At 46.6% G+C, this 19241-nt stretch carries 18 protein-coding genes; 11 read left to right on the top strand and 7 right to left on the bottom strand.

Features of this window, described 5'->3' with window-relative positions; translation table 11 throughout:
- Nucleotides 1-92 precede the first annotated feature (92 nt).
- The 4 genes from GK108_RS24835 to GK108_RS24820 all read left to right on the top strand — a co-directional run bounded on the left by GK108_RS24835 (nucleotide 93) and on the right by GK108_RS24820 (nucleotide 4840).
- Nucleotides 93-584 carry an RNA polymerase sigma factor gene (locus GK108_RS24835; protein ID WP_163954275.1) on the top strand — a complete coding sequence of 164 codons (492 nt, stop codon included), beginning with the start codon at nucleotides 93-95 and terminating at the stop codon, nucleotides 582-584.
- A gap of 4 nt (nucleotides 585-588) precedes the next feature.
- Nucleotides 589-1200 carry a hypothetical protein gene (locus GK108_RS24830; protein ID WP_163954274.1) on the top strand — a complete coding sequence of 204 codons (612 nt, stop codon included), beginning with the start codon at nucleotides 589-591 and terminating at the stop codon, nucleotides 1198-1200.
- Nucleotides 1201-1298: 98 nt separating this feature from the next.
- Entirely contained in the window at nucleotides 1299-2042 is a 744-nt protein-coding gene (locus GK108_RS24825) for an SOS response-associated peptidase (RefSeq protein WP_163954273.1), read from the top strand.
- Between the two features lie 140 nt (nucleotides 2043-2182).
- Nucleotides 2183-4840, top strand: a complete 2658-nt coding sequence (locus GK108_RS24820; protein ID WP_212592879.1) for a TonB-dependent receptor domain-containing protein — start codon at nucleotides 2183-2185, stop codon at nucleotides 4838-4840.
- Between the two features lie 80 nt (nucleotides 4841-4920).
- Here the strand turns inward: GK108_RS24820 and GK108_RS24815 are convergent, their stop codons facing one another.
- A complete protein-coding gene (locus tag GK108_RS24815) occupies nucleotides 4921-5841 on the bottom strand; it encodes an ROK family protein (RefSeq protein ID WP_163954272.1) in 921 nt (306 codons plus the stop codon).
- Nucleotides 5842-6086: 245 nt separating this feature from the next.
- On the opposite strand from GK108_RS24815, the gene GK108_RS24810 reads away from it, so the two are divergent.
- The 4 genes from GK108_RS24810 to GK108_RS24795 all read left to right on the top strand — a co-directional run bounded on the left by GK108_RS24810 (nucleotide 6087) and on the right by GK108_RS24795 (nucleotide 9107).
- Nucleotides 6087-6551, top strand: coding sequence for a redoxin domain-containing protein (locus tag GK108_RS24810; protein ID WP_163954271.1), 465 nt, complete (start codon nucleotides 6087-6089; stop codon nucleotides 6549-6551).
- A gap of 40 nt (nucleotides 6552-6591) precedes the next feature.
- Nucleotides 6592-7416: an SAM-dependent methyltransferase gene (locus GK108_RS24805; protein WP_317166576.1), complete on the top strand. Its 825-nt coding sequence runs from the start codon at nucleotides 6592-6594 to the stop codon at nucleotides 7414-7416.
- A 214-nt stretch (nucleotides 7417-7630) separates the two neighbouring features.
- Nucleotides 7631-8224, top strand: a complete 594-nt coding sequence (locus tag GK108_RS24800) for a TetR/AcrR family transcriptional regulator (RefSeq protein WP_163954270.1) — start codon at nucleotides 7631-7633, stop codon at nucleotides 8222-8224.
- A gap of 19 nt (nucleotides 8225-8243) precedes the next feature.
- Nucleotides 8244-9107: an SDR family oxidoreductase gene (locus GK108_RS24795; RefSeq protein ID WP_163954269.1), complete on the top strand. Its 864-nt coding sequence runs from the start codon at nucleotides 8244-8246 to the stop codon at nucleotides 9105-9107.
- 29 nt (nucleotides 9108-9136) lie between these two features.
- Here GK108_RS24795 and GK108_RS24790 read toward each other — a convergent pair whose 3' ends face one another.
- The 4 genes from GK108_RS24790 to epsC all read right to left on the bottom strand — a co-directional run bounded on the left by GK108_RS24790 (nucleotide 9137) and on the right by epsC (nucleotide 14505).
- Complete coding sequence (locus GK108_RS24790) at nucleotides 9137-11569, bottom strand: TonB-dependent receptor (RefSeq protein WP_163954268.1); 2433 nt, start codon at nucleotides 11567-11569, stop codon at nucleotides 9137-9139.
- A 184-nt stretch (nucleotides 11570-11753) separates the two neighbouring features.
- A complete protein-coding gene (locus GK108_RS24785) occupies nucleotides 11754-12623 on the bottom strand; it encodes a YitT family protein (RefSeq protein ID WP_163954267.1) in 870 nt (289 codons plus the stop codon).
- A 107-nt stretch (nucleotides 12624-12730) separates the two neighbouring features.
- On the bottom strand, nucleotides 12731-13639 hold the full coding sequence (gene cysK, locus GK108_RS24780; protein ID WP_163954266.1) for a cysteine synthase A: 909 nt from the start codon (nucleotides 13637-13639) through the stop codon (nucleotides 12731-12733).
- Between the two features lie 20 nt (nucleotides 13640-13659).
- On the bottom strand, nucleotides 13660-14505 hold the full coding sequence (gene epsC / locus GK108_RS24775) for a serine O-acetyltransferase EpsC (RefSeq protein ID WP_163954265.1): 846 nt from the start codon (nucleotides 14503-14505) through the stop codon (nucleotides 13660-13662).
- A 254-nt stretch (nucleotides 14506-14759) separates the two neighbouring features.
- Here epsC and GK108_RS24770 point away from each other — a divergent pair, with 254 nt between their 5' ends.
- Both GK108_RS24770 and GK108_RS24765 read left to right on the top strand, forming a co-directional pair.
- Nucleotides 14760-16019, top strand: a complete 1260-nt coding sequence (locus GK108_RS24770; protein ID WP_212592877.1) for a PQQ-dependent sugar dehydrogenase — start codon at nucleotides 14760-14762, stop codon at nucleotides 16017-16019.
- 113 nt (nucleotides 16020-16132) lie between these two features.
- A complete protein-coding gene (locus GK108_RS24765; protein ID WP_163954264.1) occupies nucleotides 16133-17131 on the top strand; it encodes a ComEA family DNA-binding protein in 999 nt (332 codons plus the stop codon).
- Between the two features lie 59 nt (nucleotides 17132-17190).
- Here the strand turns inward: GK108_RS24765 and GK108_RS24760 are convergent, their stop codons facing one another.
- Nucleotides 17191-17991, bottom strand: coding sequence for an LOG family protein (locus GK108_RS24760; RefSeq protein WP_163954263.1), 801 nt, complete (start codon nucleotides 17989-17991; stop codon nucleotides 17191-17193).
- Between the two features lie 264 nt (nucleotides 17992-18255).
- On the opposite strand from GK108_RS24760, the gene rpiB reads away from it, so the two are divergent.
- Complete coding sequence (gene rpiB, locus GK108_RS24755) at nucleotides 18256-18690, top strand: ribose 5-phosphate isomerase B (protein ID WP_163954262.1); 435 nt, start codon at nucleotides 18256-18258, stop codon at nucleotides 18688-18690.
- A gap of 57 nt (nucleotides 18691-18747) precedes the next feature.
- Here rpiB and GK108_RS24750 read toward each other — a convergent pair whose 3' ends face one another.
- Nucleotides 18748-19239: a hypothetical protein gene (locus GK108_RS24750; protein ID WP_163954261.1), complete on the bottom strand. Its 492-nt coding sequence runs from the start codon at nucleotides 19237-19239 to the stop codon at nucleotides 18748-18750.
- Nucleotides 19240-19241: the final 2 nt, after the last annotated feature.

Below are 19241 nucleotides of genomic sequence, written 5' to 3'. Positions count from 1 at the left end.
ATAACGATGAATTAACGGGCGGTAGACTTTTTTTGTTTGGGCCTGTAATTTTTTGCCAAAAGCTGCGACTAACTGGCTAAATACACACAAGAATGGAACTTGAGTTTTTAGAGACTGTCAGTGCCCATGTCGGAATTATTCATAAAGTGTGTAGGCTCTATGGGAAAAACGACGATGACCGAAAAGATTTATATCAGGAGATCGTACTTCAGCTCTGGCGATCATTTCCTACGTATCGGGGAACAGCTCAGGCCTCGACCTGGATGTATCGAGTGGCGCTAAACACAGCTATATCGCTGTATCGAAAACAAGCCAGGCAACCACATGCTGTTTCATACGAAGAGCAATGGCTGAAAATCGACCAGATCGCTCTTTCATCCGAAAACGACGACCAGATGCAGCAGTTGTATGCGGCCGTTGACCAGTTATCGCCAGTCGAGAAAGCCATCGTACTGCTGTATCTGGATGACAATTCCTACGAAGAAATCGCCGGAATTACCGGCATATCCGTAGTCAATGTGGGTGTAAAGTTAAATCGAATCAAAGCCAGGCTGAAACGAATTGTAGACGTAACAAACCAATAAGCATATGGAACTCGATGAATTTAAAATGATCTGGAAAGCGTACGACCAGAAATTAGACGCAACTCAGCAATTGGGCCAAAAGCTCCTGCAGCTTACGCTTCAGAACCGATCCCAAAGTACAATTGACAAAATGCTACGTGAGCTTAGACCCGTATTGGCCATTCTGAGTGGCGTTGTTGTCTTTTTTAGTGCCGTCATTGCAGGGAATGCCTTCGACTATACACGTCCCATTCACTACGTTCCTGCTTGTCTGTATATGATCGTAGCTATCGTTGGCTTATATATGTCTATACAGCACCGGAATAATCTACGTAATAAACAATTATTAACGCATGACCTCTACCAGACATTGACTGACATCATTACGTTACGTTTGCGCCACACCAGATTGATGAAATGGGTATGGATGTCTATTATGCTGGCTGGTTCGATGGTTATGTTACCAACTATAGCCCGCAAGTTGCCGGAAGGCTGGCTGAATACGCTCTTTCTCTTGTTGATTCCGGTTGGTATAACGACGTTATCAATTGGCTTAGCGTCAATGGCCGGTATGTTTAAGGATCTGTATGTAGATGAACTACGAGAGCAGATGAACGAACTGGAAACACTACGTTAAATTGCCCGACAAAATCCGGGGAAAGTATAACCAGAGCAGCCTCTTGTTGGTTAACTATCTATAGCTGTTGGCTGTTAACGATTGTACTAATCAGTCTCATGTGTTTTCATAAATCACTGGCCGTTAAGGCGGCCGAACTTGAAGCCCGTTACGAGGCTGACATGCCAAAAACGGCTGATTTCCAGCCGGTATATCACGCTAATGCCTATCAGTTTCCAGCCTGGCCAATAATAACGCATCAGAAACCGTCTTCTTTTCAGCTAATTACCTGGGGATTGGTACCACACTGGACAAGGAGCCTGGACGATGCTCGTGAGATTCGGACAAAAACCATCAATGCCCGTTCGGAAACAATTTATGAAAAGCCGTCCTTCAGAGCCGCTGCTCAGTCTGGCAAGCGTTGTCTGATTCCGGTAACGGGTTTTTACGAATGGCATACAATTGGTAGTAAAAAGTTCCCTTTTTATATCAGTTCAACGGACCAGAAAATCGTTTCGATTGCGGGGTTGTGGGATGAATGGGCTGATCCGGAAACGGGCGAACTAGTAACAACCTATACGCTACTAACAACGGATGCGAATCCATTGCTGGCGAAAATTCATAATTCGAAGAAACGAATGCCCTGTTTGTTGTCGGCTGACGACGAACGGATATGGCTGCACGACGACTTGAACGAAGCCGATGCATTGGCTCTGCTGAGTAAACAATATCCCTACAGCCGGATGCATAGTTACAGCATCAGCAAACGTATTACGTCGCGATCGGAACCTAGCGACGTTCCGGAAGTAATGGCCCCAGCTGAGTATGCTGAACTGAAGAAAGAACCTACCTTATTTGCTTAATTAGCTTCCACCGTTTCTTTAATGCTTATCCTGTAGGTAGTATTTAGTATACCATCGTAAATTCGCGCGTTTTTATGCAGTAATTTGTCTTTTTCCGGGAATCCCCGGCATATTATCCTATTTATTTGAATAACCTGACTATGAAAAAAGCACTACGCGTGCTCGCAATAGGGGCTACCTTATTAGCTTCTGTTGACTCGGCTCGTGCGCAGTTTCCTGCAATGCCTGGTGGTCGAGAACAACGCCCGGTAACCATTCCTGGTACGTCCAGTGATAACTCGCCAAGAGGTAATGCGAAGCTGACTGGAACCATTGTTGATTCAACGACCAACAAACCCGTCGAATTTGCCAGTATCGCCCTAATCGATGTTACAACGAAAAAGCCGATTGATGGAACCGTCGCCGATGAAAAGGGAAAGTTTACGCTCAATAAACTGCCTCAGGGCGATTTTCAGTTACTGATTTCCTTTGTTGGATACCGTAATAAAACCGTTTCCAGTGTACGGCTGGATCGAAAAGGCGATGTCGACTTAGGCATGGTAAAGTTAGCCCCCGATGTTCGTACGCTGAAGGAAGTAGAAGTGGTTGGCCAGGCTTCTCTGGTCGAAGAAAAAGTTGACCGATTGGTCTATAACGCTGATAAAGACATTACGGCCAAAGGCGGTGATGCTACCGACGTTATGCGTAAGGTGCCGCTACTATCCGTGGATTTGGACGGTAACGTTAGCTTACGGGGGAGCAGCAACGTTCGGGTGCTGATCAACAATAAACCGTCTACTATTGTGGCTAGTAGCGTAGCTGATGCGCTGAAGCAGATCCCGGCCGACATGATTAAAACGGTTGAAGTCATTACGTCGCCATCGGCCAAGTACGACGCAGAAGGCTCGGCGGGTATTATCAATATTGTTACCAAGAAAAATACGTTGCAGGGTTTTACGCTTAATCTGGATACAGGAGTTGGTAATCGGGGCAGCAACCTCGGCCTGAACGGTAACCTGAGAACCGGAAAAATGGGTTTTAGTCTGAGCGGTTTTGGCCGGGCGAACTACAACGTAATCGGTAAATTTGACAATACGCAGCAGACATTTGGCAGCAATGGCACGACCACAACCCAGCAATCGGCCGATACGAGAAACCGGGGCATTTTCGGGCAATATACGCTAGGCTGGGATTATGATATCAGCAAAAACAGTTCTATCACGGCCAGCCTGCGCTATGGTGCCCGGAATAACTTTGCCAATCAGGATAATTTTATAACCCGAACCGTTTCGCCAACGGATTTCTTCCCACGTATTAACGCACGTAACGTCGAAACCAAAGATTTGTCGGGAACGGTAGATGCCAACATCGACTACACGCGGACGTACGCGAAACCACAGCAGGAATTAAGTGTTTCGGCACAGTATAGCCGCAACAATCGGAACAATGATTTCACCGCCGATATTTTAAATAATAAGGATTTCAATACTATCGTTTCACGGCAGCAGAACCTTAACAATAGCTATAACCAGGAAACGACCATTCAGGGTGATTATCAGACGCCCATCGGAAAAAATCAACTGATTGAGTTCGGGGGTAAAGGTATTTTTCGCCAGGTCGAAAGTGCTTTTCAATACAGGCTGGGCGCTGGAACGGGTGCTTTTGGCGACGATCCAACCCGTTCTGACAATACGTTGAATTATGATCAGACCATTGGAGCTGGTTATGTTTCCTACACGTTGACGACCAAGAACAAATACACCATCAAAGCGGGAACGCGCTTTGAGCATACCGCAATCAATGCAAACTATAGCCAGAATCAACCTGGAGAACAGGGGGGAGCAGCGGGGCAGGATTTAGGTATTCCGAATTATAGCAATCTGGTTCCCAGTATTAATATTTCGAAGGCACTTAAGGGAGGAAAAACCGTTAAACTGGCCTATAACCGGCGGTTACAGCGGCCTGGTATTCAGTTTTTGAACCCGAACGTGAATACGTCTAACCCAACCAATATTACGCAGGGTAACCCGTTGCTGGCTCCCGAACTGACGGATAATTTTGAGTTGAGCAGTAGTGCCTACGTAAAAAGCGTATATCTGAATTTCTCGTTGTTTGCGCGTCAGACAAACAACTCGATTACCAGCGTTCGCGATACGGTTACGAACAGTTTAGGACAGGTAAATAATCCGGCTCTGACGCAGGTTATTCGGACAACGTATCAGAACATCGGGAAAGAGTCGTCGTATGGAGCAAACGTATTTGGTAACGCTACGTTGTTTTCGAAATGGCAGATTGGGGGCGGAGTCGATGTTTTCTACGCTTATCTAACTAATAATAGCTCGACGCTTATCTACAATGCTACGAATTCTGGTTGGGTTGTTACGGGTCGTTTCTTCACTAATCTGACGTTGAAAAATGGCTGGGGCGTTCAGGGATTCGGGTTTATTCGTGGCCGACAGATTCAGTTGCAGGGTTCACAGGGCGGTTTTGCCTTCTATAGCCTTGGACTGAAAAAAGACATTAAAGATAAGCGGGGTAGTTTTGGTATTGCGGCCGAAAACTTCTTTAATCACCCATTCACGGTTAGATCGGAATCCAGCTCGCCGATTTTTGCCCAGAACAGCTTGACAAGCTTGTACAACGCTGGTGTGCGGGTGAATTTCAGCTATAAGTTTGGTAAGCTCAGCTTCGATCAGCCGCAACGCCGTCGGGGGCGCTCCGTTGATAACGACGATGTCAAGGCGGGCGATAATGACAATGGTGGTCAGCAACAACAGCAACAACCAGCACAGGGCGGAACTCGGGGCAGACCAAGGTAAGTTTATAGTTTATAGTTTTTGAGTTTATAGTTTATAGTTGGCTGACGCAAGATTTTGCTGACGCGTCAGCCAACTATAAACTATAAAAGCGCTGCGCCAAATACGCCTGCGCTATCGCCGAGTTTGGGTTTTAAGAAACGCGTGCTCAATTCGCCGGAATTGAACACGTATTTTTTTGCCCGTTCTACTCCTTCCGTATACAGCAAATCAACATTGCCAACGCCACCGCCAAGCACAATCGCATCGGGATCGAGTATGTTGATAATGCCGGAAATGGCCCGGCCAAAATATTCCAGCATTCGGTTAACGGTCTGGCTGGCAAACAGATCCTGCCCGTCTGCGTAACGATCCATAATGTCTTTCATGGTTCGCTCTTCGCCACTGATCTGGTGATAATAGCGTTGCAGCGCAGGACCCGAAATAACCTGTTCTGTACAGCCCCGTTTTCCGCAGTAGCAGGGATATCCGTTTTCCTCGAGAATATTATGGCCCCATTCGCCCCCAATTCCCTGCAAACCATTCAAAACAAAAGGGGCACCGTCACGTCCTTTAAGCACAACGCCACCACCAACGCCTGTTCCCATAATTACGCCAAACACCGTTTGGTAATTAGGAACAACATCGGGAACGATACCCATTGTTGCTTCGGCCAGCGCAAAACAGTTGGCATCGTTGGCAACTTCAACCGGAACGCCAAGCAGCCGGGCCAGATCCTGCTTCATTGGGCGGCCATTTAAAACGGTAGTATTACAGTTTTTCATGGTCTGGCGACTGGGATCGAATGTTCCCGGCGTACCAAAACCAATACGTTCGGGGATTAAGCCCGTTTCGGATTTAAGCATGTCGATCAGTCGTAACATCTGACCAATAATGTGATCATAGCCTTTGTGGGCTTCAGTATCAATACGTTTACGAATAACAACGGCGTCGGGAGAGGGAGCGGTCAGGATAACGCCTTCAATCTTGGTGCCACCCAGGTCAATGCCCCAGTAGTTCTGCATCTAGGAAATCAGTTCTATTTTTCTGTTGAAGTACTTGAACGTATTAGTAGAGTCTATAACCAATGATCTATACTCTTTGGTTAATTAAATCAGTCTTAGAATTAGAGCTTGAGCTATATGTTGCCAATTCACGATTGTTTTTATAGCAAAAACAACTTGTTTTGCCTTCGCTTTTTCGGAATTTCGCTCTTCGGACGGATTTAAGGCCAAAGCAACAATTCAAAATTCAGAATCAAAAATCTATTATGCTTACAGTCGGTCAAAAAGCACCTGATTTTACCTTGTTCAATACCGAGAAGAAAGAAGTCTCGCTGAGCAATTTTAAAGGAAAAAACCTGATTGTTCTTTTCTTTCCAATGGCTTTTACCAGCGTATGTACCGCTGAATTGTGTGAAATGCGCGACAATATTGCTACGTATTCTCGGCTAAACGCGGAGGTTGTGGCTATTTCTGTTGATTCCCCATTTACCCTGGCTAAATTTAAAGAAGAGCAAAATCTGCCCTTCGACCTATTGTCAGATTTCAATAAGGAGGTTTCTCAGACCTATGATACGTATTACGAAACATTCGTGCTGAATCTGAAGGGAGTGAGCAAACGCTCGGCCTTTGTTATCGATAAAGACGGTATTGTGCAGTACGTTGAAGTACTCGAAAGCGCTGGTGATGTGCCTAGCTTTGAGGCTATTCAACAAACATTGGCGACACTTTAATAATGAGTGAATTCTGGATGACAGAATCAGTGAATAAGAGATCCAATATGACTTTTCGATTCAACTATTCTATCATTCAGAAGTCATCAGTGAAAACATGGCCTGGTATCACAACTTTTTTCATGGCCTACCGCAGGCTGCCTGGAAAGCCGCCCAAACCGAAGAGCAAACGCAACTGGATATTGAACTACTCGTCGATACGTTGGAGTTTGGTCCGGATGATCGTTTGCTCGATGTTTTTTGTGGATATGGCCGTCACGCCATTCCGTTAGCACGAATGGGGACGCACGTAACGGGAGTCGATATTTCAGAAGAATACATTCAGGAACTTTCTGCTACCGCTACGGAGGAAAAACTGTCGCTGGACCCAATTCAGGGTGATTTTCTGACGGTGTCAGATTCGTTACTGTCATCCGGTACGCCATTTGATGCCGCCTACTGTCTGGGCAACAGTTTTAGTTTCTTTGACCGGGATACGATGTTAACGTTTCTGAATCGGATCGCTGAAGTATTGAAGCCGGGTGGGCGATTTCTGGCGCATACGGAAATGGTAGCGGAATCGATTTTACCCGATTATCAGGAACGTAACTGGCTCCCGGTTGGCGACGAAACGGAATCGACTATTTTGTTTTTGGCTCAGAACGAATACGACCCGCTGGAGAGCCGAATCGATTCTCATCTGACTTATGTGCGAGCGGGTGAAGTCCAAACGCGCATGGCTCAACACTACGTGTATACACTGGCTGACTTGCGCCAGCTATTTTTTCAGTCTGGATTGACCGTGATTGACTGTTACGGAACAGTTATGGGCGATCCGTATGCGCTGGGGGATGAAGGCGTGTGGCTACTTGCCGAAAAAGCATAAGACTGATTATCAATTAATAGTACTATTGTGATCAATAGGTAAGTACGTTAAGTTCTAAGCTAGTGGACCAGTGCGCTTCAATTATGCTAACTGTGTTAGAGAAAATTTGATTTTTTTAAGAAAATTTACATTAAACCTAGATTATATAACCATAAATACGTAGTTTTCAGGCGATTTAACACCGTTAACTAAAAGACTGATTACCTATTTGTTTATGGAAACTATCGAGCGTAAGCCGCGTTCACGCGAAAATGCCCGCTCGGGAATCATAGGAACAGCAAAAGCGATTGCCCGTCGTGAAGGATGGCAGGCCGTTTCGATCCGCAAGATTGCCGACGCCATAGAATATAGTGCCCCCATTGTTTACGAATATTTCGATAGCAAAGACGTGTTGCTGGACGAAATTCGAAGCGAAGGATTCCGGCACCTTCATCAGGAATACGAACGTATTGTAAAATTATATCGGGATCCTGAGAAGCGGCTCTATGAAATTTCGCTGGTTCAATGGGATTTCGCCCGTCAGCAGCCGGAAATTTACCAGGTCATGTACAATCTGAATGGTGCCTACTGCACTATTCCTGTCTGTGAATCAGATGCGATGCAGGCTGTGGGCGATACTGTCCGGCAAACTATTTTCTCCTTTATTCCAAAGTCGAAAGAAAGCATTCAGAAGTTATATTTTGAGTGGTGGGCTACCTCGCACGGCATGATCTCGTTAGCCATGTTACTGAAGGACGAACAGCACGTTGAACAGTCTGAGCAGGTATATCGGGATACGATGCGTCGCTTTGTTCGGGGCTTACGGTAATTTCTGACGCGTTTTCTGTATGCGAATTGGCGTTTTTGGGGCAACGGGTATGTTGGGAAAACCAGTTGCCGAGGAATTGATTCATGCCTTTGGTTCTTCGGTTCGGCTGATCGCTCGTGATCGACTTAAGACGCAGCAACTGTTTCCGAATACTGACGTAGTTGCTGGCGATTTGCAACGCATAGATAGCCTGGTAAACGCGTTACAGGGCGTCGATACGGTCTATTTAAATCTGTCGATAAGGCAAACAGAAGCCGAGATCGATTTTCATACCGAAGGGCAGGGCTTACAACATCTGATTCAAGCCGCAAAACTTACCGGAGTACGTCGAATTGCTTATTTGTCGTCAATCATCATCCGCTATCAAGGCATGAATGGTTTTCGCTGGTGGGTATTTGCTATAAAGCAGCAGGCCATTCGTTTGCTGAAAGAATCGGGGATTCCGTACAGTATTTTCTACCCTTCCTGTTTTATGGATTCGCTGAATACAACACAGCGAATTGGCCCGTTTGTCTTGCTAGTCGGGCAATCGGCGGTCAGGCCCTGGTACGTATCGGCCCGCGATTATGGCAAACAGGTTGTCCGGGCACTCCAGATTGCTGGTGATAACCAGAATCAGGAATATATGATTCAGGGGCCCGAAGCCGTCACCCAACAGGAAGCAGCGGAACGCTTTGTCCGAGCCTATAGGAAAGAAAAGCTTTTTCTTCTAACAACTTCGCCCTTGCTACTGAAAATAGCACGTCGGTTTTCTGCTCAGGCTAACTATGGCTGGCATATCACCGAAGCACTTAACCACTATCCGGAAGTATTTGAGGCTGATCAAACCTGGTCTGATCTTGGAAAACCAGAAACGACAGTGGAGCAGTTTGCCCGTCAATAAGCGGCTACGTCCACTGTCGGTTTCGTGATCTAAGCTCCGCCGGCCCGGCGCTTTTCTTCCTCTGCACCACCGGTACGTCGACGGGTTGGCGCCAATGTATCATTACCAAAGCGGTACGTAAATGACGCTGTAGCAACTCGGGTATCCTGGCGTTGATTGAAGCTTTCCTTATAATTATCGTATTCCGACGTAGCGTGCAGCGGGCTGGTGTAAAAAATATCGGTCACATTTACTTTTAAGGTTCCCTTCTTGTTGAGCATTGTTTTCTGTAAGCCAATGTTCAACTGGCCTAATGGCCGAATGTCCAGAAAACCGTATAACTGTCGCGAGCGATAATTTCCCGTTACGTCGGCGGTCCAGCCATTGCCAAGCGTAAACGTATTCGCCGTATTGATTGAGTAGGCCGGAATTCCTGTGTTGAGCGACGTTCCGGCCAGATTGCCTACGAACTGTTGGTAATAAGCGACCAGGTTGTTGTCCATTGTCCACCAGTTGGCTGGCTGTGCCGGAACGGTGAGCGTTAGCCCATAATAGTCTGAACGAGTCAGGTTTTGAAACGTAGAAACTGCCTGCCGATTGCCGTCGGGAGCGGGTTGTACTACGTCGATAATGGGCTGGTCGGTTCGACTATAGCTGACGGATGTTATAAATTTCTGTTTAAACGTATGCGTAAGCTCAACGTTGTAGCTTAACTGAGGAAACAGAGCGGGATTGCCCGTGAAATACGTAGTAGCATCGATGTAGGCCCGGAATGGATTCAATTGGTTATACGTTGGCCGATCAATCCGTCGGCTCAGCGACAGACTCATGTCGTGGTTTTTCGATAAGGGTTGTTTCAGGAAAATGCTGGGGAATAGCTGAAAATAATTACGGGAGAAGCCAGCATTGCCAATAACCTGTTGCCCCTTTGCAGTCGTCTGCTCGCCCCGAAAGCCCAGTTGGACGGTGAGTTTATTGAACGTTTGATTGAGGTTAATGTAAGCCGCGTTAATGTTCTCATCGTAGCGGAAGTGATTGCTTTTTCCGGTGTCGACAACGCTCTGACTGTCAATGATGTTGGTAAACAATACGTTATTGTCCGAATGAACCTGGCTAAACTTTATTCCTCCTTCTAAACGGCCTTTATTGGGGAGCGCGTGAACATAATCGGCTTTGAACGACGTAATATCCAGGGCGCCACTCAGATCCCCGGCCAGGATAGTTGGCGAAATAGCTGGTACGATGAACGTAGTAGCCAGATTCTGGAGCCGGTGGGTTTCGTAATGGGCAAGATCGAAATCGGCCGATAATTCCCGTTTACCGGTAGAATCAAAGCTGTGTTTGATATTAACGTTGCCGGCAAGGTTAGGTATACGAAGCCCACGGTTATTGGCCGATGTGTAGCTCGACTGGAGCTGGTTTTCGGCGTCGTATGTTTTCGTTACGTTTGGAATACTGGCTTTCGCATCCAGCGCCATGCCGTTCACAACGATACCAGCCATCGTTCGTTTCGAAACCGAATAGTCAATACCCGCCCGATAGGTATGCGTCTTATAGTGCGTTTTTCCCTGATTTTCCTGGTCACTGCTGCCCGCAAATTGCCCATTCTGATAGAAATCGCGGTGCAGTATTAACTGCGTGAAAACGTTGCGGTCGTTGTAGTTGTAACTACCAAACAGGTTCGTTTTTTTGTGGCGGTGGTTCAGGTTAATGCCGCTCGTAAATTTACCATATCGACCGTATCCATAACTGGTGGTTAAGCTGCCGTTTGTTCCCTGGCGTCCGTCTTTTTTGAGCTTGATGGCAATAATACCGGCGCTTCCGGCGGCATCATATTTGGCAGGAGGATTGGTTATTAATTCGATTTTTTCGACGGAATTAGCCGGGAGTGAACGTAGCATATCGGCTAGTTCGGAGCCCGTCATTGGTACGCGTTTTCCATCGATCAACACCAGCACACCCTGTTTACCCCGTAGCGCCAGATTGTCATTCTGATCGACCGTGATACCCGGTGATCGACTTAGTATTTCCAGCGACGTAGCACCGGCACTTAGCGGACTACCATCTACGTTAACGACAATCCGATCCGCTTCGCGCTCAAACATGGGTTTACGCGCCTGAACGGTTACTTCCTTCAGTTGCGTAGCGCTGCTCGATTTAAGTTGGATAACAGGTAGTGATTCGTTCGAGGTTGAAACCGTAAATGCGTTGGTTTGCGAGCGCGCGAAACCAACTTGTGAAGCCGATACGAAATACTGACCGGCTGGCACGGAGGGGAAACGATACGTACCGGCTGCGTCGCTAAATTCAGTTTTCAAAACCGTTGAGTCGGAGGCTCGATGTAGTGCCACTGTGGCAAACTCGACCACCGAACCGGTAGGGTCATGTACGAGACCTGTTACGTTCGGACCTTTTTGGGCCCAGGCTGATCCCGTTAAAAAAAAGAACAGGATGATAACGTGTTTTGGTAGAGAGAACGTCATGTATTGGTCGTTTAGGGAAATCAAAAACCGGATTCCAGACTAAAGAGTCTGAAATCCGGTTTCGGCGCGGGATTTCTCCACAAACGGACAAAAACAAGTATTAGTGGGAGAGAGGAATGTATGGCGTATGAAATAAGATGTATTAAACCAGATGATACATCTTATTTCATACGCCATACATCTATTAGTGCATCGGCAAACTTTTAACCTTGCCACCCGCTACGTCATCGACACTATGCTGAATGATAAACGCATTGGGGTCTAATTCAAGTACGATAGAGCGTAGTCGGGTAATTTCCAGACGCGTAATAACCGTATACAGAACCGTTTCTATTTCCTGGTGGCTACCGTGTTTGCCATAACCGCCCTGTCCGCGCAGGATGGTAATTCCCCAGCCGCGTTCGATGATTTTTTCGCGAATGGGTTCCGGGTTTTTCGAGACAACTAAAATGGCCGTGTATTCCTCAATGCCGTGAATTACGAAATCAACCGTTTTAGAGGCTGCGAAGTAGGTAATCATTGAGTACAAGGCCGGATTGATACCTAGGAAAAACGCAGCTGCCCCAAAAATGGATACGTTTAATATTAGAATAACATCACTAACCTTAAGGGTATGATAACTTCGACTAATCAGCAGGGCCGCAATCTCAGTGCCGTCCAGAACAGCACCTCCACGAATGGTTAAGCCAATGCCAGCGCCGATAAAAAAGCCGCCAAAAACAGCAGTTAGCAGAAAATCGGGGGTTACGTCTGGGAAGGGTACAACCGCCAGACTGATAGAAAGACCAGCGATAGCCAATGTGCTTTTCAGCGCAAACTGACGCCCAAACTGACGGTATCCCAAACCAATAAAGGGTAAGTTAATGATCAGTAGCCAAAGAGGGAGGGGTATTTTGAAGAGGTTTGCCAGAAGCATGGAAACTCCTGTTACGCCACCATCAATAAAATGACTCGACATCAGAAAGCCTTTAATACCCAGCCCTGCACTGAATACCCCAGCCACAATAAAAATAGTGTCTTTTATAAATCGGTAAATGTCTAATTGTCGGTACATAAATAACGTTGCGTTAAAGTCGATACAATACGTGTCGACCAATACGTAATGGTTTACGAATTGGAGAGGAAATAGCGATAAGCAGAGGAGAGATGTGTATCGCTACATTAATACAATCCGTCGATTGACAAATATCGTTCCCCGGTATCGTAACAAAATGTAAGGATTTTGCTGCCGGGGGTGATATCGGGAAGCTTTTGGGCAACGGCCGCCAGGGAGGCCCCCGAAGAAATACCGACAAAAATACCTTCTTCTTTAGCCGCCCGCTGCGCCCAGGCAAAGGCACTTTCTTTGCTTACCTGAATGGTGCCGTCTAACACATCAACGTGTAGGTTAGTGGGAATAAAACCGGCACCAATACCCTGAATGGGATGAGGACCAGGGGCGCCACCGCTGATCACGGGCGACAATTCTGGCTCAACGGCGTAGGCCTTCAGCGAAGGAAACGCTTCTTTTAATACTTCGGCCACCGCCGTAATATGTCCGCCCGTACCAACGCCTGTAATCAGCACATCAAGCCCTTCAGGAAAATCGGCTAAAATTTCCTGTGCCGTAGTCCGTTTGTGGATGTCGATATTGGCTGGATTTTCAAATTGTTGCGGCATCCATGCACCGGGAGTAGCGTTTACGAGTTCGTGGGCTCTGGCAATCGCTCCTTTCATCCCGAGCTCACGCGGGGTCAGATCGAATTTTGCTCCGTAGGCCGCCATAATCTTACGGCGTTCTACACTCATTGATTCGGGCATTACCAGAATCAGTTTGTAGCCTTTAACGGCAGCAACCATAGCCAGGCCAATGCCCGTATTACCCGAGGTTGGCTCAATAATGGTGCTTCCTGTAGTTAGAAGTCCTTTTGCTTCGGCATCGTCAATCATGGCCAGCGCAATACGATCTTTGATGCTGGCTCCGGGATTAGCTCGTTCCAGCTTCATCCAGACGTCGTAGCCGGGAAATAGTCGATTAATGCGGACATGGGGTGTTTGTCCGATAGTGTCTAGGATGCTATTGGCTTTCATGGGTAGGGAAAGGAAATGAGTTATATAACGAAATTGATTGGTTCGGCGTCCTCCAGCGATTTCAACCGAACTTCGGTCTGGTGCTGATTATATACCATCGAATACGGTTCAACACTGTGCGTTAGCCATACGTTACCACCAATTACGGAGTCGTGGCCAACTACGGTACGGCCACCCAGAATGGTTGCGTTGGCGTAAATCACTACGTTGTTTTCAATGGTAGGGTGACGTTTTTTCTGAGCCATTGATTTGGCCACGTGTGTCGCTCCTAACGTAACGCCCTGGTATAGTTTGACATTATCGCCGATGATAGTGGTTTCGCCTATAACAACACCTGTTCCGTGGTCAATGAAAAAAGAACGCCCGATCTGAGCACCAGGGTGAATGTCGATACCCGTTAGCCCATGCGCATATTCCGTCAGCATTCGGGGCAATAAGGGTACGTTCAGTTTAAGCAGTTCGTGGGCAATTCGATAAACCGCAATTGTATAAAACCCAGGATAGACGGCCACAACTTCTTCAATACCGATGGCGGCTGGATCGTTGTCGACAATGGCTCGGGCATCGAGTAATAAATTATCGTAGATCGTTGGCAGCTGGTCGAAAAAATGCTGCGTCACAACTTCGGGTGTATTCGGTAACGTATCGGTAAGCGGTTGGAGCAAATGAACGAACTGCTGAGTCAGGCGCTGATATGTTTCGTCGATATGTTGCGATGCCGACTGGCAATCCTGCGTAACAGGAAACAAGAGTCGCATCAGTTGGTCGATAAATCGTCCGGCTTCCGGCCGAGAAGGGAGCTTATAGCGAAACTGGGCGCGTTGGGCTGCCAGATGATCGAGAAACGTAGAATTAGCAACTGTCATGATCAATGAGGTAAGGCGAGTAGTCTATAGAAAGTTACTAAAAAGAGTCTTTAAAAGTGGAAAAGTTGCCCCGTGGTGAGGAAAGGATACAACACTCATAAAAGTGCATGTTTCCTGTATAACGTTCATTTATGCAGGTATTTTATTGATTTTTATCGATATGACAACAAAATGCATACCGTAAAGTTCGATTAACTGGTTTGGCGCTGATTTTGAGTTATGATTTGTTGACTCAACAAATTAGAAGAACTGCCATGTTTGGTAAGGCCATAAATGCATTACTTATTTCGCTGGTTGCCACCGCCGGATTTTCCTGGTTTTTGTGGTCGCTTTGCCAGCCCGATAAGACAGCCGTTTCAGATAGTCCGGTTGCAATTACCGCCGATGTAAAGGAAGCGGGCATTCTGCCGACCTCGTTTATTTCCCATGAACCCAAAGTCGCCACAATTCAAGTGGTTGATGCCTACCCAAAACTCAAGTTCGACTCACCTGTCGACTATACACACGCCAGTGATGGAACGAATCGCGTGTTTGTCGTTGAGCAGTCGGGCCGGATTAAGGTGTTCGATAATAACGCGGCTACGTCCTCCGCTCAAACCTACCTGGATATACGAAACCACGTAGCGTATGGTGGCGAAATGGGATTATTAGGAGTGGCCTTTCACCCCAAGTTTAAAGAAAACGGTTATTTCTTCGTCAATTATACTAAGAATAATCCACGCGAAACGGTAGTCAGTCGTTTTAAAGCTTCATCGGTTGATGCGTCACAGGTAGATCCAAAATCGGAGGTTGTTCTCTTTACGTTCAAACAGCCTTACGCTAATCATAACGGGGGAAAAGTTGTTTTCGGACCCGATGGTTATCTCTACGTATCGACAGGCGATGGTGGCAGTGGGGGAGACCCACAAAACAACGGACAGGATCGTAAGAGCTGGCTGGGAAAAATACTACGTATCGATGTGAACGGTACGGCAAAAGGAAATTATAGTATTCCGGCCGATAACCCGTTCGCAACTAACAAAGAAGGATTTCTGGAAGAGATCTATGCGTATGGACTTCGGAATCCCTGGCGAATTAGTTTTGATGAACAAGGCCGTTTGTGGGCCGGAGATGTTGGCCAGAATGAGATTGAAGAAATTGATCTTATCACAAAAGGTGGTAACTATGGATGGCGACTAAAAGAAGGGCGTGATAATTACAAGCCTGCCGAAAACCAGACGCCAAAAAACCTGATTGGCCCGATATGGGAGTATAGCCATCGTAATGGCGACGTATCGATTACGGGCGGCATGGTGTATCGGGGTACCCAAACTCCTTCCATTAAAGGCAAATATGTGTACGCCGATTATGCCAGTGGGCGAGTGTGGGCGTTAACTGCCGATGGTAGCAAAGCAACGTCGAATTTCGAGTTAGTGCCACGCTCTGGCGCGATTTCAGCCTTTGGAGAAGATCAAAAGCATGAAATGTATCTCTGCGATTTAGGCGGGAAAATATTGAAGCTGGTCGAGAAATAACTGTTTAAAGCTATCGCTTCTTCACTAGATACAGAGCCCTAGTTAGAAATTGAAAAGTAAAACAAAATAATAAATTTGGTTACTTATATTGCAGCGCGCTATAAGTAACTTGTATGATTAACCGATTTATACAGTTGATACGTGACTACTTTGGTATGTCACACAAGGAAACCCGAGGGTTTCTCGTCCTGGTTTTCCTGACGCTTCTTTGTTTGCTGTTCCCTTTTCTCTATAGATTGAATACAGACAGGAAGTTGCCTGCTACGTCGGCGGCTGACCAGCGGAAGCTGGACAGTCTAGTGGCCCTCATGCAGCAGCAAGAGCAGCAGCAGACTTCGCTGAGAGATAATCCGGAAAAAAACAGAACTACAGCTGAACATTTTAGTGAACCCAAATTATTCACGTTTGACCCGAATACAGTCAGTGTGCGAGAGTGGCAGCAATTAGGACTACCGAGGTGGTTGGCCGAACGTATTGACAAATATCGAACTAAGGGGGGGCGCTTTCGTAAGAAAGATGATTTACTGAGAATATACGACTTCCCGCCGGATTTGTACGACCAGTTGGAACCTTACATCAAGCTGCCGGATCAGAACGTAGCTAGCCAATCCACTACGTATAAGCCGATTACCAGTGGGAACGGTTATGAAAAAGGTAATGATTTAAGCAAACTGAATAGCGGGAGCGCTACGTATACCCGGCCCGCCAAGCCCGTACTGCAGCCGTTCGATATCAACACGGCCGATACGGTTCAGCTAAAGGCGTTGAAAGGAATTGGCTCTACGCTGGCCAAACGGATCATAAAATTTAGGGATGCGTTGGGCGGCTTCGTATCCACTGAACAGTTTCGGGATATCTATGGCCTTGACTCGTTGGCGCTGGATGAGTTGCAGCGATTCGGTCAGATTCGTTCGGCTCCGCGTCGTATAGCTGTCAATTCAGCTTCGGCGGAAGAGTTAGATAAGCATCCGTTTCTGTCACGGAGACAGGCCGAACTAATCGTTCGGTATCGGGAGCAACATGGGGCCTATACGTCAGCCGAAGCGCTACGTCCTATTCGGATTCTGGATGCGAAAACAATCGAAAAAATTGCTCCTTATCTGGAATTTTAAAAAGCCTGAATTTTGATTACAAGAACACTACGTTCAGCAATCAAAATTCAGGCTTTTTATCAGAAATTGGGTTTCAGTAGATATTTGCTGTAAAAATCGTCGATGGCTTTAACGGCCTCAGCGGGCGTATCGACCAAACTCACGAGTTTCATATCTTCTGGATTGATATTATGCTCCTGACCCAGCATGACTTCCTGAATCCAATCCAGTAAGCCACTCCAGAATGAGCGTCCAACCAGCACAATCGGGAAACGAGCGATTTTGCGCGTTTGAATCAGGGTTATAGCCTCAAACAGCTCATCGAGCGTACCCATACCGCCTGGCATAACCACAAACCCCTGAGCGTATTTAACGAACATTACTTTCCGAACAAAAAAGAAATCGAAGTTGATGCTCTTGTCGGGATCGATGTAAATATTGCTATGTTGCTCGAAAGGAAGTTTAATATTCAGGCCAACCGATTTGCCACCCTGTTCAAAGGCACCTTTATTACCCGCTTCCATGATACCGGGACCGCCACCCGTAATAACGCCATACCCATGGCGAACCAGCTTGGCGGCTATTTCCTCGGTCATTTTGTAATAGGGGTTATCGGGCTTGGTACGTGCCGACCCAAAAATGGATACGCACGGGCCAATCTTGGCCAGTTTATCGAAGCCTTCAACAAATTCGGCCATTACTTTAAAAATGACCCAGGAGTCGGCAGTTTTTATCTCGTTCCAGTTGCGATCCTGAAAAGCTTCTTTGATACGTTGTTCGTCGGGAGTAAGGAGTAACTCGTCGCGCTTGGGTAGGTCCTGTGTAATGCGTTCGGTGCTCTGCGTTTCAGAGCGGTGAACATTTTCTTTTGTTTCTTCCATTATGTACTAAAAAAAGGCAGTGGGCGCGAAACGTACTCACTTGGTTATCAAACTAATTAGCCCCCATCACTGTGTTAAAATGCAGTGAGTTATATAAACCAATTACATTTTTTTGTTCGGGGGGAGTCAAATAACGAATAATTTTGTTAAAACGTTTCGATTTTGCTCAGATAAATACGTAGTTACGGTTAACAAGTTATTAAAAAAACGGAAGGATGGCTGATTAGCCTTACTTTTCTATTTGCCTGATTATCTTACTTTATTATGTCTTATCAAATTGCGATTGGGGCCGACCACGCCGGATTTACGTACAAGGAAGCTATTAAGAACTGGCTTGAAGAACACAATTATACAGTCACGGATTTTGGTACGTATTCGGCCGACTCTGCCGATTATGCTGATTTTGCGCATCCGGTAGCCTCCGCTGTGGAAACCGGCAAGGCTGATCGGGGCGTACTGGTCTGTGGTAGTGGACAAGGAGTATGCATGACTGCCAATAAGCATCAGGGCGTTCGGGCAGCCCTGGTTTGGCAACCGGAAATTGCCGAGCTTACCCGACAGCATAACGATGCGAACGTACTCTGTTTGCCCGAACGGTTTACTACGTTAGCCGATGCGCTGGCCTGCGTCCAGCTTTTTTTAGAAACCGAGTTCGAAGGGGGGCGGCATCAGCGGAGAGTAGGTAAGATTGCCTGCTAGTCAGATTGATTGAAAAAGCCTGAAAAGCTACCAGTCCTTTCGCAACTGGTAGCTTTTTTAATATCGTTTCAGGTAGAAAAATTCGAGTGAGTAGGAAATAGTTTCTTCCTTGTTCGTGGTCGGATTGATAGCAATTCCTGAGGTTTGAAATTTCCCCGTCGATAATTCGCCCCGATCCGAAATATACTTGAATTTGTACGGAGCTAGTGTTTTTCCCGATGAGGTAGCGGTGGGGGTTAGAACCAGAATGGAGTCGGTACGTACCCAGTTGCCATCTTCTGATCCTTTGCTTGAGCCATCATAGGATGAATACGTTTCTGAATATGTAGCGTCTCCTCTAAACGTATACGTATCAATGCCCAGATTGGTATTTACAGTTCCGTTTAGCGTAGAGTAAGAAGTCGGTAAATCGGAAATGGTATACCGATTGATATCCCACTGCCCTACGATTGGGCCGGAGGACGCAACGTTTGTTTCTTCTTTAGAGCAAGCCGTTAGCAGACCAATGATGGATAGGGTAAACAGAAGTATAGCAGTATATCGTTTCACTC

This window comes from Spirosoma terrae (assembly GCF_010435915.1).
Taxonomy (GTDB): Bacteria; Bacteroidota; Bacteroidia; order Cytophagales; family Spirosomataceae; genus Spirosoma; species Spirosoma terrae.
This window is presented reverse-complemented; position numbering and strand designations above follow the sequence as displayed.

What these genes read in the sequence shown, in the direction of transcription:
- GK108_RS24835 (WP_163954275.1), top strand. Translation starts at nt 93, where the DNA reads ATGGAACTTGAGTTTTTAGAGACTGTCAGTGCCCATGTCGGAATTATT.
- GK108_RS24830 (WP_163954274.1), top strand. Translation starts at nt 589, where the DNA reads ATGGAACTCGATGAATTTAAAATGATCTGGAAAGCGTACGACCAGAAA.
- GK108_RS24825 (WP_163954273.1), top strand. Translation starts at nt 1,299, where the DNA reads ATGTGTTTTCATAAATCACTGGCCGTTAAGGCGGCCGAACTTGAAGCC.
- GK108_RS24820 (WP_212592879.1), top strand. Translation starts at nt 2,183, where the DNA reads ATGAAAAAAGCACTACGCGTGCTCGCAATAGGGGCTACCTTATTAGCT.
- GK108_RS24815 (WP_163954272.1), bottom strand. Translation starts at nt 5,841, where the DNA reads ATGCAGAACTACTGGGGCATTGACCTGGGTGGCACCAAGATTGAAGGC.
- GK108_RS24810 (WP_163954271.1), top strand. Translation starts at nt 6,087, where the DNA reads ATGCTTACAGTCGGTCAAAAAGCACCTGATTTTACCTTGTTCAATACC.
- GK108_RS24800 (WP_163954270.1), top strand. Translation starts at nt 7,631, where the DNA reads ATGGAAACTATCGAGCGTAAGCCGCGTTCACGCGAAAATGCCCGCTCG.
- GK108_RS24795 (WP_163954269.1), top strand. Translation starts at nt 8,244, where the DNA reads ATGCGAATTGGCGTTTTTGGGGCAACGGGTATGTTGGGAAAACCAGTT.
- GK108_RS24790 (WP_163954268.1), bottom strand. Translation starts at nt 11,569, where the DNA reads ATGACGTTCTCTCTACCAAAACACGTTATCATCCTGTTCTTTTTTTTA.
- GK108_RS24785 (WP_163954267.1), bottom strand. Translation starts at nt 12,623, where the DNA reads ATGTACCGACAATTAGACATTTACCGATTTATAAAAGACACTATTTTT.
- cysK (WP_163954266.1), bottom strand. Translation starts at nt 13,639, where the DNA reads ATGAAAGCCAATAGCATCCTAGACACTATCGGACAAACACCCCATGTC.
- epsC (WP_163954265.1), bottom strand. Translation starts at nt 14,505, where the DNA reads ATGACAGTTGCTAATTCTACGTTTCTCGATCATCTGGCAGCCCAACGC.
- GK108_RS24770 (WP_212592877.1), top strand. Translation starts at nt 14,760, where the DNA reads ATGTTTGGTAAGGCCATAAATGCATTACTTATTTCGCTGGTTGCCACC.
- GK108_RS24765 (WP_163954264.1), top strand. Translation starts at nt 16,133, where the DNA reads ATGATTAACCGATTTATACAGTTGATACGTGACTACTTTGGTATGTCA.
- GK108_RS24760 (WP_163954263.1), bottom strand. Translation starts at nt 17,991, where the DNA reads ATGGAAGAAACAAAAGAAAATGTTCACCGCTCTGAAACGCAGAGCACC.
- rpiB (WP_163954262.1), top strand. Translation starts at nt 18,256, where the DNA reads ATGTCTTATCAAATTGCGATTGGGGCCGACCACGCCGGATTTACGTAC.